General features: G+C 46.8%; 23 protein-coding genes, 3 tRNA genes and 1 CRISPR repeat array. Of the genes, 9 read left to right on the forward strand and 17 right to left on the reverse strand.

Going from position 1 to position 21754, the window contains the following annotated elements; all coding sequences use genetic code 11:
* Nucleotides 1-33: 33 nt before the first annotated feature.
* From trmL to I8U18_RS07465, 3 genes are all read right to left on the reverse strand, one after another.
* Nucleotides 34-498 carry a tRNA (uridine(34)/cytosine(34)/5-carboxymethylaminomethyluridine(34)-2'-O)-methyltransferase TrmL gene (gene trmL, locus I8U18_RS07455; RefSeq protein ID WP_033100875.1) on the reverse strand — a complete coding sequence of 155 codons (465 nt, stop codon included), beginning with the start codon at nt 496-498 and terminating at the stop codon, nt 34-36.
* Nucleotides 499-561: 63 nt separating this feature from the next.
* Nucleotides 562-1092, reverse strand: coding sequence for an amidase domain-containing protein (locus tag I8U18_RS07460; protein ID WP_052154158.1), 531 nt, complete (start codon nt 1090-1092; stop codon nt 562-564).
* A 179-nt stretch (nt 1093-1271) separates the two neighbouring features.
* Nucleotides 1272-1811, reverse strand: coding sequence for a methylated-DNA--[protein]-cysteine S-methyltransferase (locus I8U18_RS07465; protein WP_033100874.1), 540 nt, complete (start codon nt 1809-1811; stop codon nt 1272-1274).
* A gap of 842 nt (nt 1812-2653) precedes the next feature.
* Between I8U18_RS07465 and I8U18_RS07470 the strand changes: the two genes are divergently transcribed.
* From I8U18_RS07470 to I8U18_RS18190, 4 genes are all read left to right on the forward strand, one after another.
* On the forward strand, nt 2654-3466 hold the full coding sequence (locus I8U18_RS07470) for a sulfate permease (RefSeq protein ID WP_198064642.1): 813 nt from the start codon (nt 2654-2656) through the stop codon (nt 3464-3466).
* Nucleotides 3459-4046 carry an ABC transporter ATP-binding protein gene (locus I8U18_RS07475; protein ID WP_198064643.1) on the forward strand — a complete coding sequence of 196 codons (588 nt, stop codon included), beginning with the start codon at nt 3459-3461 and terminating at the stop codon, nt 4044-4046. The genes I8U18_RS07470 and I8U18_RS07475 overlap by 8 nt, the downstream gene beginning before the upstream one ends.
* The gene (locus tag I8U18_RS07480; RefSeq protein ID WP_198064644.1) at nt 4027-4335 is read left to right on the forward strand and encodes a hypothetical protein; all 309 of its coding nucleotides are present in this window, start codon (nt 4027-4029) and stop codon (nt 4333-4335) included. The genes I8U18_RS07475 and I8U18_RS07480 overlap by 20 nt, the downstream gene beginning before the upstream one ends.
* A 131-nt stretch (nt 4336-4466) precedes the next feature.
* Entirely contained in the window at nt 4467-5099 is a 633-nt protein-coding gene (locus I8U18_RS18190; protein ID WP_198064645.1) for a DUF2705 family protein, read from the forward strand.
* Between the two features lie 984 nt (nt 5100-6083).
* On the opposite strand, the gene queG is transcribed toward I8U18_RS18190, so the two are convergent.
* The 4 genes from queG to I8U18_RS07505 all read right to left on the reverse strand — a co-directional run bounded on the left by queG (nt 6084) and on the right by I8U18_RS07505 (nt 10025).
* Entirely contained in the window at nt 6084-7226 is a 1143-nt protein-coding gene (queG, locus tag I8U18_RS07490; protein ID WP_198055483.1) for a tRNA epoxyqueuosine(34) reductase QueG, read from the reverse strand.
* Nucleotides 7227-7299: 73 nt separating this feature from the next.
* Entirely contained in the window at nt 7300-7731 is a 432-nt protein-coding gene (gene rnhA, locus I8U18_RS07495) for a ribonuclease HI (protein WP_033100869.1), read from the reverse strand.
* 3 nt (nt 7732-7734) lie between these two features.
* Nucleotides 7735-9447 carry an ABC-ATPase domain-containing protein gene (locus I8U18_RS07500; RefSeq protein WP_033100868.1) on the reverse strand — a complete coding sequence of 571 codons (1713 nt, stop codon included), beginning with the start codon at nt 9445-9447 and terminating at the stop codon, nt 7735-7737.
* Nucleotides 9435-10025, reverse strand: coding sequence for a uracil-DNA glycosylase (locus I8U18_RS07505; protein WP_198055485.1), 591 nt, complete (start codon nt 10023-10025; stop codon nt 9435-9437). The genes I8U18_RS07500 and I8U18_RS07505 overlap by 13 nt, the downstream gene beginning before the upstream one ends.
* Nucleotides 10026-10182: 157 nt before the next feature.
* On the opposite strand from I8U18_RS07505, the gene I8U18_RS07510 reads away from it, so the two are divergent.
* Entirely contained in the window at nt 10183-11019 is an 837-nt protein-coding gene (locus tag I8U18_RS07510; protein WP_198055486.1) for an HAD family hydrolase, read from the forward strand.
* A 374-nt stretch (nt 11020-11393) separates the two neighbouring features.
* A CRISPR array of direct repeats spans nt 11394-11876; the repeat unit is 37 nt; unit sequence GCATCAATGAATACACCTCTAGCAAGAGGATTGAAAC.
* A gap of 326 nt (nt 11877-12202) precedes the next feature.
* Here the strand turns inward: I8U18_RS07510 and I8U18_RS07515 are convergent.
* Entirely contained in the window at nt 12203-12484 is a 282-nt protein-coding gene (locus I8U18_RS07515) for a hypothetical protein (RefSeq protein ID WP_033100865.1), read from the reverse strand.
* Between the two features lie 273 nt (nt 12485-12757).
* A complete protein-coding gene (locus tag I8U18_RS07520) occupies nt 12758-12997 on the reverse strand; it encodes a DUF2249 domain-containing protein (protein WP_033100864.1) in 240 nt (79 codons plus the stop codon).
* Between the two features lie 164 nt (nt 12998-13161).
* On the opposite strand from I8U18_RS07520, the gene I8U18_RS07525 reads away from it, so the two are divergent.
* The 4 genes from I8U18_RS07525 to I8U18_RS07540 all read left to right on the forward strand — a co-directional run bounded on the left by I8U18_RS07525 (nt 13162) and on the right by I8U18_RS07540 (nt 16579).
* On the forward strand, nt 13162-13692 hold the full coding sequence (locus I8U18_RS07525; protein WP_198055488.1) for a DUF2249 domain-containing protein: 531 nt from the start codon (nt 13162-13164) through the stop codon (nt 13690-13692).
* A gap of 227 nt (nt 13693-13919) precedes the next feature.
* Nucleotides 13920-14972, forward strand: a complete 1053-nt coding sequence (locus tag I8U18_RS07530) for a hypothetical protein (RefSeq protein WP_198055489.1) — start codon at nt 13920-13922, stop codon at nt 14970-14972.
* A 17-nt stretch (nt 14973-14989) separates the two neighbouring features.
* The gene (locus I8U18_RS07535; RefSeq protein WP_198055490.1) at nt 14990-15289 is read left to right on the forward strand and encodes a metal-sulfur cluster assembly factor; all 300 of its coding nucleotides are present in this window, start codon (nt 14990-14992) and stop codon (nt 15287-15289) included.
* A 528-nt stretch (nt 15290-15817) separates the two neighbouring features.
* On the forward strand, nt 15818-16579 hold the full coding sequence (locus tag I8U18_RS07540; RefSeq protein ID WP_198064646.1) for a multicopper oxidase domain-containing protein: 762 nt from the start codon (nt 15818-15820) through the stop codon (nt 16577-16579).
* Nucleotides 16580-16797: 218 nt separating this feature from the next.
* Here the strand turns inward: I8U18_RS07540 and I8U18_RS07545 are convergent.
* From I8U18_RS07545 to I8U18_RS07580, 8 genes are all read right to left on the reverse strand, one after another.
* Nucleotides 16798-16874 (reverse strand) — tRNA-Pro (locus I8U18_RS07545).
* Nucleotides 16875-16911: 37 nt separating this feature from the next.
* Nucleotides 16912-16988, reverse strand: a tRNA-Pro gene (locus I8U18_RS07550).
* A gap of 120 nt (nt 16989-17108) precedes the next feature.
* Nucleotides 17109-17194, reverse strand: a tRNA-Leu gene (locus I8U18_RS07555).
* A gap of 361 nt (nt 17195-17555) precedes the next feature.
* Complete coding sequence (locus I8U18_RS07560; RefSeq protein WP_033100860.1) at nt 17556-17744, reverse strand: hypothetical protein; 189 nt, start codon at nt 17742-17744, stop codon at nt 17556-17558.
* Between the two features lie 21 nt (nt 17745-17765).
* The gene (locus tag I8U18_RS07565) at nt 17766-18077 is read right to left on the reverse strand and encodes a hypothetical protein (protein WP_198064647.1); all 312 of its coding nucleotides are present in this window, start codon (nt 18075-18077) and stop codon (nt 17766-17768) included.
* A 542-nt stretch (nt 18078-18619) separates the two neighbouring features.
* Entirely contained in the window at nt 18620-19012 is a 393-nt protein-coding gene (locus I8U18_RS07570) for a thioesterase family protein (RefSeq protein ID WP_033100858.1), read from the reverse strand.
* Nucleotides 19013-19022: 10 nt separating this feature from the next.
* Nucleotides 19023-20522 (reverse strand): aldehyde dehydrogenase family protein, encoded by a 1500-nt coding sequence (locus I8U18_RS07575; protein WP_198055492.1) that lies wholly within the window; start codon nt 20520-20522, stop codon nt 19023-19025.
* 21 nt (nt 20523-20543) lie between these two features.
* Complete coding sequence (locus I8U18_RS07580) at nt 20544-21752, reverse strand: thiolase family protein (RefSeq protein ID WP_198055493.1); 1209 nt, start codon at nt 21750-21752, stop codon at nt 20544-20546.
* Nucleotides 21753-21754: the final 2 nt, after the last annotated feature.

Raw genomic sequence — 21754 nt, forward strand, 5'->3', positions numbered from 1 at the left:
GGGTCCTGTCACAAAAAAGATGCTGGTTTTCATTCAGGAAAGCCCGGGGAAATTCAATTGCCGAAGCGCCTCATAAACCACGATCGCCACCGAATTGGAGAGGTTGAGCGAGCGGGTCGACGGCCGCATCGGGATCCGAATCAATGTTTCACGATGCCGGTTCAGTATTTCCGGCGGGAGTCCTTTGGTTTCCTTGCCAAACACAAAAAAGTCGCCTTCTTCGTACTGAAAATCGGTATGTGCGCGGCTTGCCTTCGTCGTGGCACAAAAAAAGCGCCCGGCCGGATATTTTGCTTGCAACTGGGCAAATGAATCGTGATGCTCAATATCCAGTTCATGCCAATAATCCAGACCCGCGCGCTTCAATTTGGTATCGTCAATTTTAAAGCCGAGCGGATGAACCAGATGCAACTTGACTCCCGTCACTGAACACGTGCGTGCAATATTCCCCGTATTTTGCGGAATCTCCGGTTCAACGAGTACAATGTGAAATGGCACGTGCCTTCATCCCTTCCATTCTCGAAACATCTCTTTTATTTTACCCAAATGGCAAACCGGGCTTCAACTGATGTGAAAAAAATCATAGCGAATCCTCGGGGTATACGCAACGGAATCGTAATATTCCCAGCGCCGGTTGTGGCAGTTATACGTATGGGCCGTGACCAGCGGTTGCCCGGCAGCGTCAAATCCGGTCACAATCGTATTGTGATTCCAGCGCCCGTCCCCTTCAAAATCGTAGCAGATCACATCCCCGAGCCGAAGTTCAGCCGGACTGCTCAATCTGCGGCAACGACCCGTCGGCCCGCCTGCCTGCAACATATGGTGAAACGCATGGGCTACGGTCCAACTGTAACTCCAGGAGTGCCCCTTTGCTCCCCGGCGGTACCACCATTCCCGGCCTGATTTGGACGAAAAAACCATCGGCAGCCCTCCGGCATGCAGGCACTGCGAGATGAAGTTGGTACAATCGTCATGAAAAAAACGATAAGCACGGTTTGCTCCATTCCAATAAGTGCTGGCATATTGCACTGCCGCCAGCGGATTGTACGCGCGAATGCCGGCCTCCATCCAATTTTCTCCACTGCTGCTCATAAAGCGAAAACTCCTTTCCTTTTATACCACACTGTATGAAAAATGTCAGAAAAGGTATACTTTTCCCTCCACCCGGTCTCACGAGGATGAGTGAAGCAAAAAAGAAAGGAGCGGGGGTACAGCTGACCGGCAATGCCACTCACTAAAAAAGGCGGATGTTCCTGATCCGCCATCTTTCCTTATGATTCCTCTTTCGGTTTTAACCAGCCTTCAAGTGTTAACAGATATTCTTTAATATGAAGCCCGCCGCCGTAACCGACCAGCGATCCGTTGGATCCGATCACGCGGTGGCAGGGAATAATGATCGAAATGGGATTTTTATTGTTTGCCCCTCCTACGGCGCGCACGGCTTTAGGTGCTCCGATCCCCAGTGCCACATCTTTATATGAGCGCACTTCACCATATGGAATCGTCCGAAGGTATCTCCATACCAACTTTTGAAATGCCGTACCGTGCAGGTCGAGCGGAATATCAAACTCCCGCCGCTGTTTATTAAAATATTCGTTCAATTGTTGCATGTACGGCAATAAGGCTTGCTCATTCCGTTCCAAACGGTAATGGTTAAACCATTGATTCAACCAGATCTGAATTCCAACTGTCGGGGCGCTTTTTTTGGCAAAATCGAGGTGGCACAACCCATGATGGCTGGCCACAAGAGTCAGTGGTCCGACCGGACTTTCCATCTGGCTCCATGCTATGACCTGTGATCCGGAAGCCATCGAAAATACCCTCCTACTTGGGATTGCAAAAATTTTATCACAAATAACGAACTGAATGAAAACCCTCCTTACCAACACCATAACATGTAATATGGCGAATAAAATTGCATCATATTGGAAGGATTGCAACAAGACTGTTTTGTTTGCCAAAATGCTTCTATTTCAACCAACATTGCCTCGCAGCAGATCTCCTATAAAACAGACGAAAAAAAAGAGAAAAGGTTTCAAAAATATTTTAACCCATTTCGGCACTGCTGCGGACTCCCAGCCACCTTAACCAGTCGTGGTTAAGACCGCTTCAGCTTTAAATGCCAATAATGCGGGAACCACACGAATGACAGCCCCGCCACACTTCCGAAAACTGAAGAATACTGCCATGCAAGGAAGAAGCATCACACTCCCTTTTGAGGAAATGAAGCTCGTTATCCAGAAGGAAAGATATAATATTATATTACAATAACATTCATACACACAAGGAATCGATACAAAAATTTTTCCTTTACGAAAAATGAAAAAATAATATTGATCGGATAGCCGGGATCTGTGGGATAATTACGGATTTTTTGCCCCCTTCAACAAGGGCTGCTCGATTTAATCCACGTTCCGAAGAAAATATGTAAAGATGGCATGCGACAGAAAATCACAATAATCAAATATTGACGATCATCAAAAAATTATTCGATTAATAATCAAAAATATGAAGGATTCTAAATGCTGAAGCAAAAATTAATAACAGGGTCTCTCATCTTGATACACAAAGCCACCATTATTCTTATAAGAATGGGAGAGTCGTAAACACACTCTCTTATTCTTCTTGTTTTTTTGGGAAAGGAGGGGCCGATTTGTTAACAAAAATCACAAAAATGGAAATAAGGCGGGCGTTCTTTCGCCGGCAGGCATTAGTGGCTTTTTTAATCATGTCGGCTTTTTTTATTCAAGGTTTTGAAGCATACCGTCCTGGACCGCTTGTACCCGTAACGGCAAATCATAATTTTTACTTCGCTTTTTTATATGCACACGGTAATGGAGCCTCAGGTTTATTGCCTTTGGTATTTGCGCTGATCGTTTCTTTGGCTGCCGGTAATTCGCTGGCATGGGATAAGAAGTCAGGCTTTATACAATATGTGCTTATGAGAACTTCTTACAAAACTTACATTGTGGGAAAAATGGTTTCTGCATCTGTTGTCAGTTTTGTATTTGTATTCATATCAGAACTGTTTTGTTTCGTTTTGGCTGCAATACAATTTCCAAATATAAGCGATATCAATAAAATCCACAGTTCATTCATCCCAAAATATGCCGGATCTTTGTTTATCGACCATCCGTTTCTCTATATCTTGCTGATCATTTTCAACAGTGCCCTGTCAGCCGTATTCATCTCAATGGTATCGGTTTTCGTTTCCACAACAGTCAAAAACATTTACATCGTTGTTGCGACTCCCTGGCTGTTATTCATCGTATTACATTTCGTTCTTTATTCTATAAATTTAACCCGATATGCCCCCCTCGACTTAGTCGGAGCGTACATATTGAATCATTTCAGTTATCGTACACTTGAAATTCCTTTCATTTGGATTGTCTTATCCATTGTATTTTACACGTTAACCTACTTTTTCTTTGCCAGAAACTTTAAAGCGAGGGTTTACAATGGATAAAATCAACAATTTGGTAGAGTTCACTAAAGTATCTAAAAAACTGGGGAACAAACAAGTGTTAAATGATATCAACTTAACCGTTGCTTCCGGTGAAGTAGTGGGGATCGTTGGTCCAAATGGTTGCGGGAAAACCACTCTGTTACGATTGGTTACAGGGTTGATATATCCTGACAGGGGAGAAGTTCGGGTGTCAGGCAGAGCGGTTCGCCTTGGTTTGATCGGTGAATTACCCGCATCTGTTGGAGCACTGATCGAATCCCCTGCTTTCCTGCCACAACTTTCCGGTCTGAAGAATTTAACAATACTGGCCGATATACAGCAAAAAATAAATGAGCAAGCCGTAAGAGAAGCCATTAAACGAGTGGGTTTGGATCCTGACAACCGAAAACCCGTTAAGTCTTATTCATTGGGAATGCGCCAACGACTGGGTATTGCACAGGCTATAATGAAAAATCCGAATATTTTGTTGTTTGACGAGCCCACCAACGGTTTGGATCAAGAGGGAAAGATTCTTTTTTTCCGGGATTATGAAAGAGCAGGTGGAGCAGGGAGCAGCTGTAATGATGGTAACGCACAATAAAGAAGAAATAAACAGATATTGTGACCGGGTTTTTATGATACAAAACGGCACCTTGCATCCGGTCAGAGAGCAGCGTGATAAAAGTTGGCTGATTATCACAAACAATCTGAGTGATTTGGAACATATTTATCAACAAGGTTTATCATTGCAAATCACGGAAAGAGTAGACGGTTATCCTGCCGGCATATGCAAAGGAAAATGGAAAAATCGGGATGAGATAATGTCATTTTTAACAGAGATCGGAGTAAAAACTGTCGATGTAAGAGAGGTTGAAAATGATTACATTTGAGCTTATGCAGCTGTTTTATCGTCGAAAATGGCGCTGGTTAGTTGTGTTTGTGATCATTTTTCTTTTGTCATTTTTTCTCTCGCAGAAATGGAATTCAATCACTGAACGTACTGGATTACATCATAAATGCATTGACACAACAGTTTAATTGTATGGTAATGCTTCCTTCCATTTTTCTGATTCTCGTTGCGGATTTAATCCTGAGTGATCTTAACAATGGGTATGCGGGATTAATTTTGACACGTGCCAGATCCAGGCTCTCCTGGCTACTGGCTAAAATCTGCGTCTTATTTGTCTGTGCTTTTTTATTTACAATGATATGTACTGCTATATATCTGATCTCAGGTTTGCTTTCAGGTTTGCCGCTTGATTTTACATGGAGTTCCCATTCACTGTTTACAGAGGAGACTTCTCCATCATTTGTACTGATCATGATCGAATGTTTATATATTTTTGGTTTAACCGCTTATGGAACATTTTTGCTTATGGTTTCATTGATTTTGCGAAACACTGTGTTCACTTGGGGAACAGGGGCATTTATGAATATCCTGTCATATGTTGCTTGGTTAAAAATGAGGGAAATTGAGAAATGGTTCCCAACTTCTCAGATGATGTTTTTATCTCAGTATCCAAATAAATTAATCGTAAACACACCTGGATTTACGACTCATTGGTCACTTACATATCATTTTCTTCTTTTTACTTTCTCAGTCCTGTTGGGATTATTACTGTTCAGACGAATCAATTTAACTCGATCAATTTAGGATGGATCGTATGAAAACACTGATTCACTTGAATTTGTTACTTGTTCTTCGTTTGAAAAATCTGTTAATAACAACCGTTTTATTTATCGTTCTTGCTCTTGCACAGGTGAATTTTCTTCATGTGACTGCAAGTGCAGCACAGTTATCCCCCAATCTCTGGGACTACTTGGTGATCTCGTCGGGTGGGCTTTTTGCGCATGATCACATATGGAAATTCATCGGATGGTTCAGCATGATTTCTCCGATTTTTTTCTATCTGTACGATCTGACGGGGGTCACAGGAGGCTTTGATACTTTTGTACTTACGCGTATAAAGTCGCGTCAGGGGTGGTGGGGTTCCAAGATCATTTCCACTGCTATTATCGTGATCCTGTATTGTACATGGTATTTGTTTGTCCATTTGATCGTAGGTTTTTTATTTTTCCCGGCAGCTAAAAGTTGGAGCTCTTTTGCTCAATCGTTTTATTTAAAGACATTAAAATTGCAATTCGACCCTCCCATCCTGATGATGTTTATCTTTCTCATCCTTGTTACCGGCATGATCGCCATCTCCATTTTCAGTCAAATGACATCTTTGATTTTCAAAAACTCAGTTTCGTTTCATATCATAATCACAATAATCATTTTAATACTGGGAGTCGGATCTCTCCGAGGCATCTTCCTGAGAGAATTTTCCCCTGTTATGTTTCCGTCATTTTTCGATATGTTTCAGGATGGTATTTTTCATCTATCTGTCTATTGGAATCAATTATTATACAACTTCATTTTCGCATTTGCTTGCTTTATCATCAGTTCGTTTTTGATCCATCGCTATCCTTTTGTATCCAATGATTGATGAAAAACGATCCTCCCTCCTTTTTGAACCCGCCGATTTTGCGCACAATTGAGGGCGGCTTTTATTAAGAAAAAAAGAGCTGCCCCGGCAAACGGGCAGCTTTCATCTTCAAGGGGCAAAATCACGCCGCTTTTTCACATGCTTTTCTTTCAGATGCATTCTTCCGCAAGCATGTCCAATCCTTTATCAATTTCCGCCAATACTTCTTCTTCCTGTTCCTTCTGTTTCGCCTTCAGCAATGCCTGTCTGGCTTCCTCGCCTCCGATTCTCCCCAAAGCCCAGGCGGAAGTGCCGCGAATGACGGGGCGGGGATCCTCGTGCAGAAGGGAAATCAGGTCCGGAATCGCAGTCCGGTCTTTAAAATGAGCCAGGGCAATAATCGCGTTCCGTTGAATCGGTTTTTTGCCCCGCCATGAACCGGACATCGGGCCGAATTTCTCCTTAAACTGGCGATTGCTCATCGTGAGAAGGGGTTTTAAAAGCGGCTTTACCTTCTCGGGATCCGGCCGGAACGCTTCATGATGGTCAAAATGCAGCTTGCGGTTCTTGGGGCAGACCGTTTGACAGGTGTCGCATCCGTACAATCGGTTTCCCAGCTTTGTCCGGTAGGCATCGGGCAGCAAGTCTTTGGTTTGCGTCAAATAAGCAATGCAACTTTTGGCGTTCAACTGCCCCGGCTGGACCAGCGCTCCCGTCGGACAGGCATCCATACAAAGGGTGCAATCACCGCACCCATCAAGAACGGGCTCATCCGGCGGCAGGTAAACGTCGGTCAACATCTCACCCAGATAAACCCAGGAACCGAATTCCTCGGTAATCAACGCTGTATTCTTGCCAACAAAGCCGATTCCGGCCCGTTCAGCGACGGCGCGGTCGGACAGGGCGCCGGTATCGACCATAACCTGCGTCCGGACACCCGGCACCAGCGTTTTTAAATAAGCTTCCAGTTGCATCATTTTCTCGCGCAGCACGACATGATAATCTTCCCCCCAGGAAGCCCGGCAAAAAATCCCGCGGTATGCCCCCGGTTCCGAACGGGGAGGATTTTTTAATTTGGAGGGGTAGGCGAGCGCAATCGCGATCAGCGATTTGACCTGGGGCAATGAGAGTTCGGGGCATACCCTCTTTTCCAAATCCGGTTCTTCAAATCCGGAAGCATAACCTTTTTCCCGGCTTTCCCTGAGCCGCTCCTTCAGTTCAACAAAGGGGTCAGCGCTGGCAAAACCGATCTTGTCAATTCCGATCTCCCTGGCTTTTTCGATCAATTTTTGCTTCAATTGGTCGGGTCTCACCTGTACCACCTCCTTATTTTTGATCGAACATCCAACATTCCATCATAACACCAATCGGTCGGTTTGCATACCCTCATCTGGGAACAGCAGCCCGGGCCAATTCATCACAACGATTATTTAATTCCACGTCGCTGTGCCCTTTCACCTTAATAAACTCAACCTCGTGCTGTTTCATCAGTTCGAGCAGCCGCTGCCACAGGTCTTTGTTTTCGACCGGCTTTTTACTGGCGGTCACCCAGCCGTTTTTTTGCCATTTAACATGCCATTTTTGCTTGAAACAATTGACGATATAGGCACTGTCGGAGTGTACCTTCACCCGGCACGGTTTTTTCAGGGCTTCCAAGGCCCGGATCACGGCTGTCAGCTCCATGCGATTGTTCGTGGTCTCCCGTTCCCCGCCGGAAATTTCCTTGCGGCGCGACCCATGCAACAAAATGGCTGCCCAGCCACCGGGGCCCGGATTGTACGAACACGCACCGTCGGTATACACGATCACTTCATCCATTCACTATTCTCCTCTCACTTCGAGCGAACGCAAGCGATTGACCGCACCCGCCACTTCCAGCTTGCGCGGCAAGGCCAAATCACCCGGGTGATGCCCGCGTCGATACGGGGAAATCGCATCAAAGCCCTGTTGCTTCAACTCGGCAAACACCTCATCAATCAGTTCGCGCAAACTTTTGCTCCCGTCCGCTTTCTCTCCCAGCACGCGCAAGATCTGGGCGATCGCTCTCGTCTGGCTGGGATCGACCAATTGTTCCAATGCAGAAAGATCAATGCGGCCGGTGCCCAACTGGATCGTATCAAGGCCCAAGGCATCTGCTTTTTCCTTTCTTCCCTTATGGGCATCAAATCCTTCCGCCAGCGGAAACCGGGGCGTCACCTCACCAAAAGATTCCCCGCCTTCCCGTTTACGCGCAAGCTGATAAGACCGGGCGATGTCCTTTGCTTCTTCGGTTACATCACAGGGGGTATAGTGATCCATCATGATCACATGGTCGGCGACATCAAAGTAATCACCTGATCCACCCAGGACCAGAATCGTCGAAACTCCCTTTTCTTCATACAGCTGGCGCACTTTGTCGATAAAGGGAGTGATCGGCTCTTTTCCTTTGCTGACCAACGCCTGCATTCGGGCATCGCGAATCATGAAGTTGGTGGCACTGGTATCCTCATCCATCAACAGGCAGGAGCAACCCATCTCCAAACTTTCCATGATATTGGCCGCCTGCGAAGTGCTTCCGCTCGCATCGTCTGTAGAAAAACGCTCCGTCGCTCTCCCAAAAGGCAACCGGCTGATAAACGGGGAGATATTCACTTTTTCCACCCGCCGCCCGTCTTCGGAGCGAATCTTGACGGCATCGGGAACGGTGAGCACATATTCCCGCCCGTCTCCCTCGATATGGTGATAAACCCCCCGTTCAATGGCTTTTAAGAGGGTGCTCTTCCCATGATAACCACCCCCGACAATCAACGTAACCCCTCGCGGAATGGCCATCCCCGTGATCGGGGCACCATGCGGCACGGCAATCGACACTTTAAAGGAAGGCGGGGTTCTGAACGGAATCACCGACTCGCCTCTGAGCGGCTGGTCATTGATGCCGCTTTTTCGCGGCAGGATTGAACCGTCGGCCACAAATGAAACCCAGCCGTTCCTGTCCATCTCCTCCCGGATGGCCTGCTGGTTGTCGACCAGTTGCATTCTGGCTTCAATGGAGCGGAAATCCGCTTCCCGCAGGATACACGTTTCATCCACCAGTTGCGGCAGATCCTCAAGAAGCATTTGCCGGGCCTGCTTTCCCAGCACGGTTCGGCCCCGAGCCGGCAACCCGACGGAAAGGCGCACCTCGAGATGATCAGCAGTAACCACCGCGGCCGCGCGTTTCAATATCTGCTGGCCCGGACGGTCAATCGCAATCAGCCCGCTTTTCCCCGTCCCTGTTGTCCGGCGGGAAAAACGTCCGATGCGCTCCGCCCATTTTCGCACCCACCAGTCTTCCAGCGCTGTCTGCCGCAAGGCGTTTTTCAGCCATTCCGGACGGTGTTTCGTGATCCGCTGCGATACTCTGATCCGGATGCGCGAAGGCGAAGCGAACGGATCCCCCTGAACGTGGTCAATAAACAGGGTGAATTTCCCAAAGCGGTATTCTCCCTGAATATCCTTATATGCCTTGTATCCTTTTCCATCAATTCGTGTCAAAATCTGACTCAATCTTTCCATCTGGCTGGCCCTCCTCCTCTCTCTTGTGTCAGCACCATCCGGTACGCGTCGCGAATCTGCTTGAAATCTTCCCATGCTTCCCGTTTCGCAGCCGGATTGCGCAACAGATAAGCCGGATGAAAGGTGGGCATAAAGCGAACCCCTTTTTTCTCCACCCATTTCCCCCTGACTCTGGTGATGCGCGCCCTGGGATCGATGAGGGCACGGGTAGGCGCCGATCCCAAAGTGACAATGATTTTGGGGCGAATCACCAGAAATTGCTGGCGCAAAATCTGAATACAAGTGGCCATTTCCTCATCATGCGGTGTTCGGTTGCCCGGCGGGCGGCATTTCACAATGTTGGTGATATAAATTTCCTCCCGCGGAATCTCCGCCGCCTGCAAAATCTTATTTAACAGCTGCCCGGCCCGTCCGACAAAGGGGCGCCCCTGCCGGTCTTCATCCGCCCCGGGCCCTTCCCCGACAATCATCAGCGGAGAATGGGGATTTCCCTCTCCGATTACCACTTGCGTCCGGCGGGTATGTAAAGGACACATCCGGCAATTCCGATACCGTTGAAAGATCATTTGTAAATCCATGCTACTCTTCCCCTAAGCAAATTTTCCCCTATATGAAACTGAAAAATTATGATATACTTCTTGGAATCATATCACTTTGCCATAATTGAACAAAACCTCAACTCCCGCTTCATCCGAATTCGCTATACTTGCATTGCAAAGGAGTTGATCAGAACTTATGAAATCATTGTTTTACCCCTTTCTCGTATCTGATCTGGATGGCACCCTTCTCAATGATTCGAAAGAAATCTCGGCTGAAAATAGAGACAGCATTGCTCTGTTCCGCGAAAATGGCGGGATCTTTACACTGGCTACCGGGCGCAGTTACAAAGAAAGCATAAAATTCATCGAACAGTTGCAGCTGACTTGTCCCGTCATTTTGTATAACGGAGCGATGATCTACGACCCGGCAACCGGACAATTGAATCCGGTCTGTTTGATCTCCCGTTCGCTTATGCTATCTATTCTAAAGGATTTGGAGCAAAAATTGCCCTCATCGGTTGATATTTTTGTCTACGGTACGGATAAAATCTACGGCACTCAGGTCGGGGAACTGACCAAAGCCTGGAGCGATGCCGATTTTTCCCTTGAGCTGCTCCCCTCTTTCGCTTCTCTTCCCGACGATGTGGTTTGTGTCAAATTGGTCGCGGTTGCAGACACGGAAGAGATGAAAGAACTGGTTCAATGGTCCCGGGCGAACAGCCATCTGCCGATCGACTGCGTTTTGTCCGCGGATCATTATTTCGAAATTCTTCCAGCCGGAGCTTCCAAAGGGAATGCGTTACTGAAAGTGTTAAAAACCCTCGGGCTTTCTCCAAGCCAGGCGGCGGCCGTCGGGGACCATTTAAATGACCTTTCAATGTTCCGGATTGCCGGTTTGCCCGCTGCCGTAAAAAACGCCCACCCTCAGGCGCAAAACCATGCGCAGCTGATCCTCCCTTCCAATAACGACAACGCGGTGGCGCATTTGATTCAAAATCATTTATTGCCAACACTTTCCCAAACATCAAACTGAATGGAAAAGGAGACCTGTTGCCGGGTCTCCTTTAGACTTGTATCCGGATTGTTCTCACTTGGATCTTCAAGCGGAACCGGTTATCTCAAAATAAAAAGTGAAAAATTCTACCCTTTTCTGTTTTTTTGTTTTCTCATTTGCTATATTAGCAGTAAGGTGCTGCAAGAAGATCCCTGCCATCATTTGCGAACACCGGAAGCTTCGAAACAGATCCAAGGGATGTTCGGAAACGCCAAAGGTCGCAAAAACAAAGGGGAATCAGACTTTTTGAATGGAGAAGATCCTGTCAAAACGGTCCGAAACCCGGATGAATCGGAAAGGTGTTCGGAAAATCACGTACAAACTCAATAATCAGAAAGGATCTCATGAACGCCGCATCAATGAATACACCTCTAGCAAGAGGATTGAAACGAGGAATGGGAAAAGGCTCTAGCATTGAGCGGCTGGAAGCATCAATGAATACACCTCTAGCAAGAGGATTGAAACGGTCATGGATAACGTCGCCGCTTGGTTGGTGACGGGTGGCATCAATGAATACACCTCTAGCAAGAGGATTGAAACCTGCCGCCTCACGCTCTGATTTTGTGTCGGATGAAGCATCAATGAATACACCTCTAGCAAGAGGATTGAAACAAATGAGACTCCGGGGGTCTCAAATTGCGACACAAAGCATCAATGAATACACCTCTAGCAAGAGGATTGAAACTCATGCGTACATACGCCGACTTGGTCGGATCGCATAAGTGGCATCAATGAATACACCTCTAGCAAGAGGATTGAAACCAGGAAATAACGATCAGCGGAACTGAATATCCCGGCGGCATCAATGAATACACCTCGGGCAAGAGGATTGAAACATCTTGCGGAAACGGCCGTGATCGGGGCTCGTTGAATCAATTTACGTATGAGCAAACAATCCATATGCTCTGTCGATTTATTTTCACACCCCGGATGAAAACGAATTTAAGATGATCACAACTTTATGATCAGACTTCTAGGGGGGGATTTACCAGCCACGGCATTGGATGAATGGTTTATCAACAAGAATGAATTTTCTAGAATTTTCATCAATATTCCGTACACGTCACTACTGGTCTGCAAGAGGGGAATATTTCCGCCTGGTCGATCGGGCGAATTTCCCGGTGGAAAATTTAAGCGATCCTCTTTGGATTCCCATTCACAATTAAATTTTAAACACAAGCAAACTCGTATCAAAAATCGCTTCCATCTCATAAATTTCATATTGGCTTAATTGCAGCAATGAACACGGTTTCAGCCTGAACCGCTGATTATATACACTAAACATGATCTCCCCGCGAATCAAAAAAATAATTGCATCAGAGTTTAAATAATGACGGGGAATGGTTTCACCTGATTTTAACCGAATATTTATGACCTCTCCTTTGTTAAAATCTAAAACCTTCATTTTTCCAGAATGATTTTCTTCGATCCTGACCATTTGCATTGTTTCAACCCTCCCAAACTATAAAAAGATCGCACTCCAACTCATTGAATAATCAGGTAATGTCATACATTAAAAAAACTCCCACAAACGGAAAATCTCCCTGATCACTTTACTCCCGTACTCCCAGGTTTCTATAGCCAATATAAGCCCGGCAAACGAGTATATATGTGATCATTTTCACATACAGAAGTTTGTTCACACAAAATCCACAGTTTGAACCTAGCCAAAAAAAGTTCATCTGAAAAGGATATCCTTTTCAGATGAACTTCAGGATTAACCTTTCTTGCTGATCGCTACACGCCAAACCTCAGGTCCTTCCTCCAAGTATTCCCATCCAAAACCGTCCGGCCTTTCCATTTGAAATTGGTAATACAGGGGTTTTGGGTCATGATCATTCAATAACAACATTGTCTCCCCTGATTTCAAACCATCAAATGTTTCAAAAATGACACGATGCTTGTCCCGCGGCGGGTATTCTCTGGCATCAACTGTTGCTTTAAAACTTTCGCTCATTCCATTCACTCCTTTTCATAAATTTTGATTCAATCTTAAATTACCTTTCTAAAAAATTTCTGTGATATTTAACACTTTCACTGAAAAAAATCAGATGTGATCTTGGTCACAAAATTTTCCCAAATCATTGCGTTATAGTATAGGCAAAAGGAGGGGAATGAGAAATGAACCAGAAAGAACTACGATCCATCGAACTGGACGTCCGCGAGGACTTGAGAAAAAAAATAGAGCCCTTTAAAAAAATTATGGATGCTGTTCAATCCCTAAAGGATGGAGATCGCCTGATTTTGCATACAACTTTTAAACCGGTTCCATTGATTCGCATTTTAAAATTAAAAGGATATGCCTGCGAAACAACAAAAAAAGAGGCAGATCATTGGATTTGCATTTTTTATAAGAACAAAGAAGGACGGGAATCTCCTGCCAACGAAAACATCTCTGCTGACAGCACCAACCCGGAACCAAAAATCCACCGGCTTGACAATCGCGGCCTGATTCCGCCAGAACCCATGGTTCGAACGCTGAATCAACTGGAAAAAGCCAAACCGGGCGATCAGGTTGTAATATGGAATGATCGGGTACCCGTTTATTTGCTGGAGGAATTGGATAGTCTTGGCTATTCCTATAAAATCGATCAAAAAGATGATGGCTCTGCTGAAGTTACGATTTACAAATCACATTCCAACGGGAAGTGAAACATTTTATGAATACAACTGTCGGTCCTGCAAACCTGCAATCTCAGAGCCATGCATCATCTCTTAAGCTCCCTTTGCTCTTTATCATTACGGGTATTCTTGAAATGGTCGTCTTTTGCCTGCTTTCACTTGTATCACTTTCCGATATAAATTTTACGGCTCCCAGGTATCCGTCGGGCTGGGCCTTTACGCACCTTTTTGTACTCGGCTGGTCCTCAATGGTGGCAATGGGAGCAGTCTATCAGCTGGTTCCGGTTGTCGTTAATCGATCGCTCTTTAGCAAATGGATGGGTTTTATTCACTACTGTTTGTTTATGATCGGCCATCTGGGGCTGATCCTCGGTTTTTCACGATTTAATCCGAATTGGATCGCCTGTTTTGCCGTAATACTTTTCCTTTCGATCTTGCTCTTCGCCGTAAATGTTGTCATCACACTGGTTTCTGCAAAGCAATGGAACACGGTTACAATTCATGTTCTTTGTGCGTCCATCAGTTTGATGTTGACGGGATTTACCGGAATGCTTATGGGCTATGATTTTGCAAACGGACAATTGGGAGTGAACCATAATCATCTGCTGTTGACCCATATTTGGCTTGGTGCTGTCGGATGGTTTGGAAACCTGATCATGGGATTCACCTATAAGTTGTTACCGATGTTTTCCATTTCTCACAACTACCCCGTAAAAGCACAAAAAACCGCCTTGGTTCTCCTTAACCTCGCAATCCTTCTGGGAACGGGGAGCGCATTGGGCGGCCTCGATAATCTCTTTCTGAGATTTCCTGTCGTTTTGCTCGCGTTGGCTTTCCTGTCCTTTGTTTATGCCACGTATCAGATCCGTCAATCCGGAATCAAAAAAAATCCGGGAGCCGGAGTCGCCTTTACCGTAAAGATCAATGCCCTCATGGCTCTATATCTTCTCTTATTGGCCGGGGCTGTTTTCTTCATTCCGGGGCAGGAAATCTTCATCATGAGTATCTGGATCAGCTTATGGGGTTGGGTTTATTTCACGATCATCGGATACCTGTCCAAAATCGTACCGTTCTTATGGTGGACATTTAAATATGGCTCTCATGTAGGGAAAGAAAAAGTTCCCCTGCTTCACCAGATGATTGATGAAAAACGTGTGCGTTGGGGACTTAACGGGGTCGCTTGCTCATTTTTGGCAACCACACTGGGAATGGCTGTCTCTTCATCGTTTCTTTTTAATGGGGGTTTCATTCTGTTTTTGTTATTCAGTCTGTTTTATATCTTGTTAATCGGATTGGTATTTAAAAACTGATTGGGGATGTATCAAGAATGAATGTAACCAAAGAAGAGATTATTGAACGGCTCAAAGATGTGTATGATCCGGAATTGGGGATTAACGTCGTCGACCTTGGATTAATCTACGATGTTGATATCAAGGACAATCAGGTGTTTATCAAAATGACCCTCACTACTCCTGGCTGCCCGCTTCATGACACGCTCTCGAACGGTGTCAAAACGGCATTGAGTTTGCATCCGGCGATTCAATCCGTTGAGGTCGAAGTTGTTTGGGATCCACCATGGACTCCTGAAAAGATTTCACCCGAAGCCAAAAAATCATTGGGATTTTAAAAGTGACAAATTAATCAGAACCTTTTTCATGCACACCTGTACCCACCGGTTGTTGCAACCAATCTCTCTTCAAAACAGTGCCAAGCAAAAGCACCAAACGCAGCGGAGAGAAAGAACATCCGTCTGGATAAAGTCTTGCCACCCCTGACGTTTGGTGCTGGAGGTGCTGGAGCCTTTTCCTGACTCAGTATGTGATTTGTATCACAATGAGATGATTTCAACCTCCTTAAAATATAGTATGTATTAATAATAAACAATTGATGTTAAAGCAATATGATCATCATTTCACATACACGAATGAGATAAACCAGTTTGAAGAAGGGAATAAAGATGCGAAAAAAATATATTTTGGCATTAGGTGTTGTGGCAACAGTCCTGACACTTTTATTACTATATTTTTTCCCATTAAATACCGAAGAGCCGACTAATCCTTCGAACCAGACAATAAGATACGCGAAAAAAACAGAAAAATATTCACATCCGATCAAACCTGTTATTCATCGAAAAGGCCATAATGTGTATATCCAAATGACCGCTCAGGTTACAAAACTGAAAATCGCCCCAGGTATAATTCATCAGGCCTGGACATTTAACGGAACGGTTCCGGGCCCAATTTTAAAGGTAAATCAGGGGGATACACTTCACATATCATTTAAAAACCTGGACCCCAATATGCCTCATTCTGTCGATTTTCATGCTGTCAATGCCTCACCTTCCAAAAACTTTGCCAATATACTGCCGAATAAGTCAGGCGAATTTGTCTATACAACGGATACACCCGGAATTTTCATGTATCACTGTGACACTGAACCGGTGTTGGAACATGTGGCAAACGGGATGTTTGGAATGATTATCGTAAAACCGAAATCCGGTTACCCGACAGATAATCAAGTGGATCGCACGTTCACCTTGATACAGAGCGAATGGTATGATGAATCAAATTCTAATTCCCTGCAAAACGGAACTCCGCAAGCTGTTGTGTTTAACGGAAAAGATTTCAGCATGCAAAAACCTCTTGCTGCCAGAAACGGGGAACGAATCCGTTTGGAAATTGTGAATGCCGGTCCCAATCATTTTTCAGCTTTTCATGTCATCGGTGCAGTCTTCGACCGTGTCTACCTAAACGGAAACCCCGCTGACATGCTCCATGGGCAACAAACCGTGACCATTCCCCCCGGTGGGAGCGCAATCGTCGAATTTGTTGTCAAGGAAAAGGGAGATTACCCCATCATTTCCCATTCACTAATGGACATGCAAAAAGGAGCCAAAATAATCCTCCATGCAGAATAACCGGAAGCACATCGTTGTGACATAGCCCAACGTTCATAACACCATGTTTCCGGAACTCTTTTGGCTACTGATCAGGCTGACACACCAATCCATCATTGGATGGAAGCTGGTTTCGTTGATGATTCCGAAAAGGCGATCCAAACAAAAAAAGGTTGTTGACCTTGGTTGCCAACAACCTTTGGGAGACCTCCGAGCCGGGTCTCCTTCATTTATCTATGTGGTCGGGATGACAGGATTTGAACCTGCGACCCCCTGGTCCCAAACCAGGTGCTCTACCAAGCTGAGCCACATCCCGTTATATGGATTTAAAAAGCGAATAGGTGAATTGAAAATGGTCGGGACGACAGGATTTGAACCTGCGACCCCCTGGTCCCAAACCAGGTGCTCTACCAAGCTGAGCCACGTCCCGGCAAAATACAAAAACAATCATTTTCAGAAACAAGATATAATTTAACATGGAGAAATCGTGTTGTCAACAAGAAAATTTTTATGAAAATTAAAAACCAGGGATCGTTCTCCCTGGTTTTACTGGTGCCGAAGGTGGGACTCGAACCCACACTCCTTTTGGGAACACGATTTTGAGTCGTGCGCGTCTGCCAATTCCGCCACTTCGGCATATCCTCATATTTCTTATCGACAAAAAACATTATACGAAGGATCCACTGCCGTGTCAACCGAAAATCGAGATTCGCAATATTCGGCAAAAAAACACCTTTCTCCGGTACCTGCTGAAAGCCGGTTTCCCGCTCATCGCCGTGTTTGCCGAACCCTTTTGCGATCAAATCCAAAAAATGACACCCTTACTTCGATCGCTTCCACCACCAAGTAAGGGTGTTTTATGTCAAGTTGGCACGGCGGGTTTCAGGAATCAGGCATTTTGCAGAACCCGCCACGGTTCCGCCTTCATAACGGACCAACCAATGTGATGATAATTAATCAGGAGGGGTTAATCAGAAGTTGATTCGGCCCGCTCCGGTCACTTTAAGCGTTCCTGAATCATTTTTTCGATTCGGCCAAACCTCTCATCGATGCTGCTGATCCTTCTTTGAATCTCCTCCGCGATGCTCATATGTCTTGTGATCATCTGTGACATGTCTTCATTCTTGTGTTCACGTCGAGCCGTCGAAATCGTGTATGGGGAGTAATAAGGATATCCATAATACATTTTTTCTCAACCTCCTTTCGTTCAGGAGCAGCTGTCCATCCAGTGGGAACTGCCGGAGGAGCTGCTGTCCATCCAATGCGAACTGCTGGAAGAGCTGTCCCAGTGACACCAGTCATGATAGTGATGGCGGTGATGATGATGGCCGAGCATATGTTTCAAGAGCTTCGTGGCACATTTGCTGTGGTGATAGGCTTCGTGCAAATGATGATAATCTATCATTTTATGATGATGTTTGGGATAGTGATGTTTTTTGTGATGTTTGGGATGGTGAAAGATCGGATACATCGGGGGCATCGGCATCATTGGATAAACCGGAGGTTTCATTCGTTCCATACGCTTCACTCCTTGTTAAGCTGGGATACACGATTATAATATGACCGTTTATCCAAATCGCAACTGGGCAATTTGCCTTAATTTTCCCATTGCCGGCAACACTTGTTTGAGATGTCTGCTCATTCTCTTCATCCTCAAAAGCACCCAAAAAACTGAAAAAGATACTAGTCCAATTTCAATAAAAAATAGGAGAACGCACTTCCACTGTTTCACCCGTGAAATAAGATATATTGAATTTGTTTCTGGAGGTGAGAAATATGAGTTATGGTTATGGTTTTGGATTTGGCTGGAGAAGGCTGTTAATCTTCCTGCTGGTGATTGCGACCATTTTCGTCTTCGTCGCCGGCGGATTTGGTTTCTAAGTTAGAGGCACCGGTTCTTTTTCCAGCAACGCCGGTGTTCACAGAGGCGAAGCAGAAGCTTGCCGGCCAAATTTATAAAGAAGACAAGCAAACCTCTTCATCAACCATTCATCCTCTTGGGGTTGAATGGTTATTTTTATTCTCAATGAAAAAACCGGGGGACCATCACTCCCCCGGTTTTTATTTCATCCGTTCAATATTTTCCTTCAGTTTATCCTTCGGCAGGATGATTTGCACAAACTCACTTTCCCCGACAACGGCGCGGTCATGCCTGGCGATCACATCACAGACCACTTTTTGTTCCGTCACTTCTTTCACGGTGGCAGTAATGGTGACTTGCTTGCCAATCGGGGCCGGAGCGCGGTGTTTTACCTCAATGTACGCTCCCACTCCTTCTTCACCCTCCTGCAAAAAAGGCAAGATCACCTTTCGCCCCGCCCATTCCATATAATAGACAAGCGATACCGTGGATAACACGGGATGAACCATCTGTCCCCCGAAGGAGGCGACCATATCTTCGGTTACGGTAATCGTAATCTCTTCCTGGTATCCCGGCGACAGTCCTGCTTTCATCTCGCTCCTCCTACACACCGAACGGATTGAGCGGTTTTGGCCCTACATAGGAGAGGACACTTTTCGTCTCCATATACAATTCCAGCGATTCGATGGCCAGTTCACGGCCGAACCCGGATTGTTTGTAACCGCCAAACGGCAGGCCCGGGAAAGCGGAGAACGGATTATTGATCATCACCACGCCGGCTTTCAGCTGGGAGGCAACCCGATGCGCCCGTCCGAAGTCACGGGTCCATACGGCCGCAGCGAGACCGTACATCGTTTCGTTTGCCAGCTTTACCACTTCTTTTTCATCTTTAAACTTGATCACAACGACAACCGGACCGAAAATCTCCTCTTGAGCCACCCGCATGTCATTGGTTGCATCGACGATCACCGTCGGCATATACCAGTAACCTTTGGCAAACTCCTCCCCTTCCGGACGCTTGCCGCCATAGAGAACCCGGGCGCCTTCTTTTTCCGCCAATTTGACATATGAATCGATTGTATCCCATTGCCCTTGGGAAATAACTGCTCCGACGTGAGTCTCTTCGTTAAACGGATCGCCCAATTTCAATTTTTTGGTCTGTTCCACAAATTTCTCAATAAAGGCATCGTAGATATCCTCGTGAACAAACAGGCGGGAGCGAGCTTCGCAGGATTGGCCGGTATTATAGTAAATTCCGTAGACAGAGCCGTTCACCGCCGCTTCCAGATCAGCATCGGCAAAGACGATATTCGGCGATTTCCCGCCGAGCTCCAGAGTGACGCGCTTCAAGGTGTCGGAAGCCTTGGCCATGATATCTTTCCCGGTCGTCGTTTCCCCGGTAAAGGCCACTTTGTCAACTCCCGGGTGTTCGACCAGGTAGGAACCGACATCGGCGCCGCTCCCGGTAATCACATTGATCACGCCGGCAGGAACTCCCGCTTCATGGCAAATGTCCGCGAGTACGAGTGCAGTGAGCGGGGTTAAACTGGCCGGTTTCAAAATGAGGGTACAACCTGCGGCCAGGGCCGGGGCCACTTTCCAGGCCGTCATCATAAGCGGATAGTTCCACGGAACGATTTGCGCACAAACCCCGACCGGCTCTTTCACCGAATAGTGAAAGAAACCATTGGGAACGGGTTTTGTATGTCCCTGAATCGTGGTAACCGCACCGGCATACAGTTCAAAATCCTCAATGGCCTGCATCACTTGTCCTTTGGCGGCAGACAACGCTTTTCCGCTGTTGAGCACTTCGAGTTCAACCAAATCATTGAAGCGCTGCCGCATGATCGACGCGATTTTGTTTAAAATCTGTCCGCGGCGGGAAGCGGGCCAGCGTGCCCATTTGCTGTTGGAAAGCGCATCGCGCGCGGATTGCACCGCCCGGTCCACATCGGCGCGGGTCGCTTTGACCACTTGTGCAATCGCTTCTCCGTTTGCGGGATTATAGACGGTAAAATATTCACCCGACTCACTGGGCACATGTTCGCCGCCGATCAACAGGTCGTATTTTTCCTTAAGAAGCGCTACTTTTTCCTTTAACATGCCTGATCCTCTCCTTTTGGTTTAGCTGTCAATCCGTTCGATCAGGGTGGCGATTCCCTGGCCGACGCCAATGCACATCGTAGCCAGGCCAAACCGTCCCTGCCGCTTTTCCAATTCATGCACCAGCGTCGTCAAAATACGTGCACCGCTGGCTCCGAGCGGGTGGCCCAAGGCAATTGCTCCACCGTTTACATTCACCCTGTCCGGATCAAGACCCAACTCGGAAATGCAAGCCAAGGACTGTGCGGCAAATGCTTCGTTTAACTCGACCAAATCGAGATCGGACACGCTGATCCCCGCCCGTTTCAGCACTTTGCGGGTGGCTCCGACCGGGCCTATGCCCATATAAAGCGGATTGGTTCCCTCGACGGCAAACGCGACAACCTTTGCCATCGGTTTCAGACCGAGCCTTTCCGCCACGTCCCGGGCCATTAAAAGAAGCGCGGAAGCACCGTCATTGATCCCGGAAGCATTTCCGGCCGTCACGGTTCCCCCCTGGCGAAAAGCGGGGCGTAACTGCGATAATTTTTCCAATGTCGTTTGCGGCCGGGGATGCTCATCCCGCGCAAATGCGACGGTTGCCCCTCCCGGTTCGGTTACCTCAATCGCGACGATTTCATCGGCAAATTTGCCCTCTTCCCATGCCGCACGGGCTTTTTGCTGGCTGCCGAGCGCAAACCGGTCTTGTTCTTCCCGCGAGATCCCGTATTTTTCAGCGACATTTTCGGCTGTCTCACCCATGCTGACCGGATCGTACATCGCCGCCAGTTTCGGGTTGACAAAGCGCCAGCCGAGGGTTGTATCGACCAGCGTCTGATTCCCGCGGGCCAACCCCGTCTCCGGCTTCAGCATCACCAACGGGGCGCGGCTCATATTTTCCACGCCGCCGGCAATCATGGCATCGCCGGCTCCAAAAGCGATCGCAGCCACGGCCTGATTGACCGCCTCCAGACCGGAACCGCACAAACGGTTGACGGTGACCCCGCCGGCCTCCAGCGGCAAACCGGCAAGCAATGCAGCCATGCGCGCCACATTTCGATTATCTTCTCCCGCCTGGTTGGCACATCCGAGCAGAACATCTTCGACCAGTGAAGGGGGCAAACCAGGATTGCGATCAAGCAGCGCCTTGATGACATGGGCGGCCAGATCATCCGCACGCGTTCTGCTCAAACTTCCGAGATAACGGCCGATCGGCGTACGGACGGCATCGACAATCACCACTTCGCGCATCG

The sequence above is a fragment of the Thermoactinomyces sp. CICC 10522 genome, assembly GCF_016055075.1.
Classification (GTDB): domain Bacteria; phylum Bacillota; class Bacilli; order Thermoactinomycetales; family Thermoactinomycetaceae; genus Thermoactinomyces_A; species Thermoactinomyces_A daqus.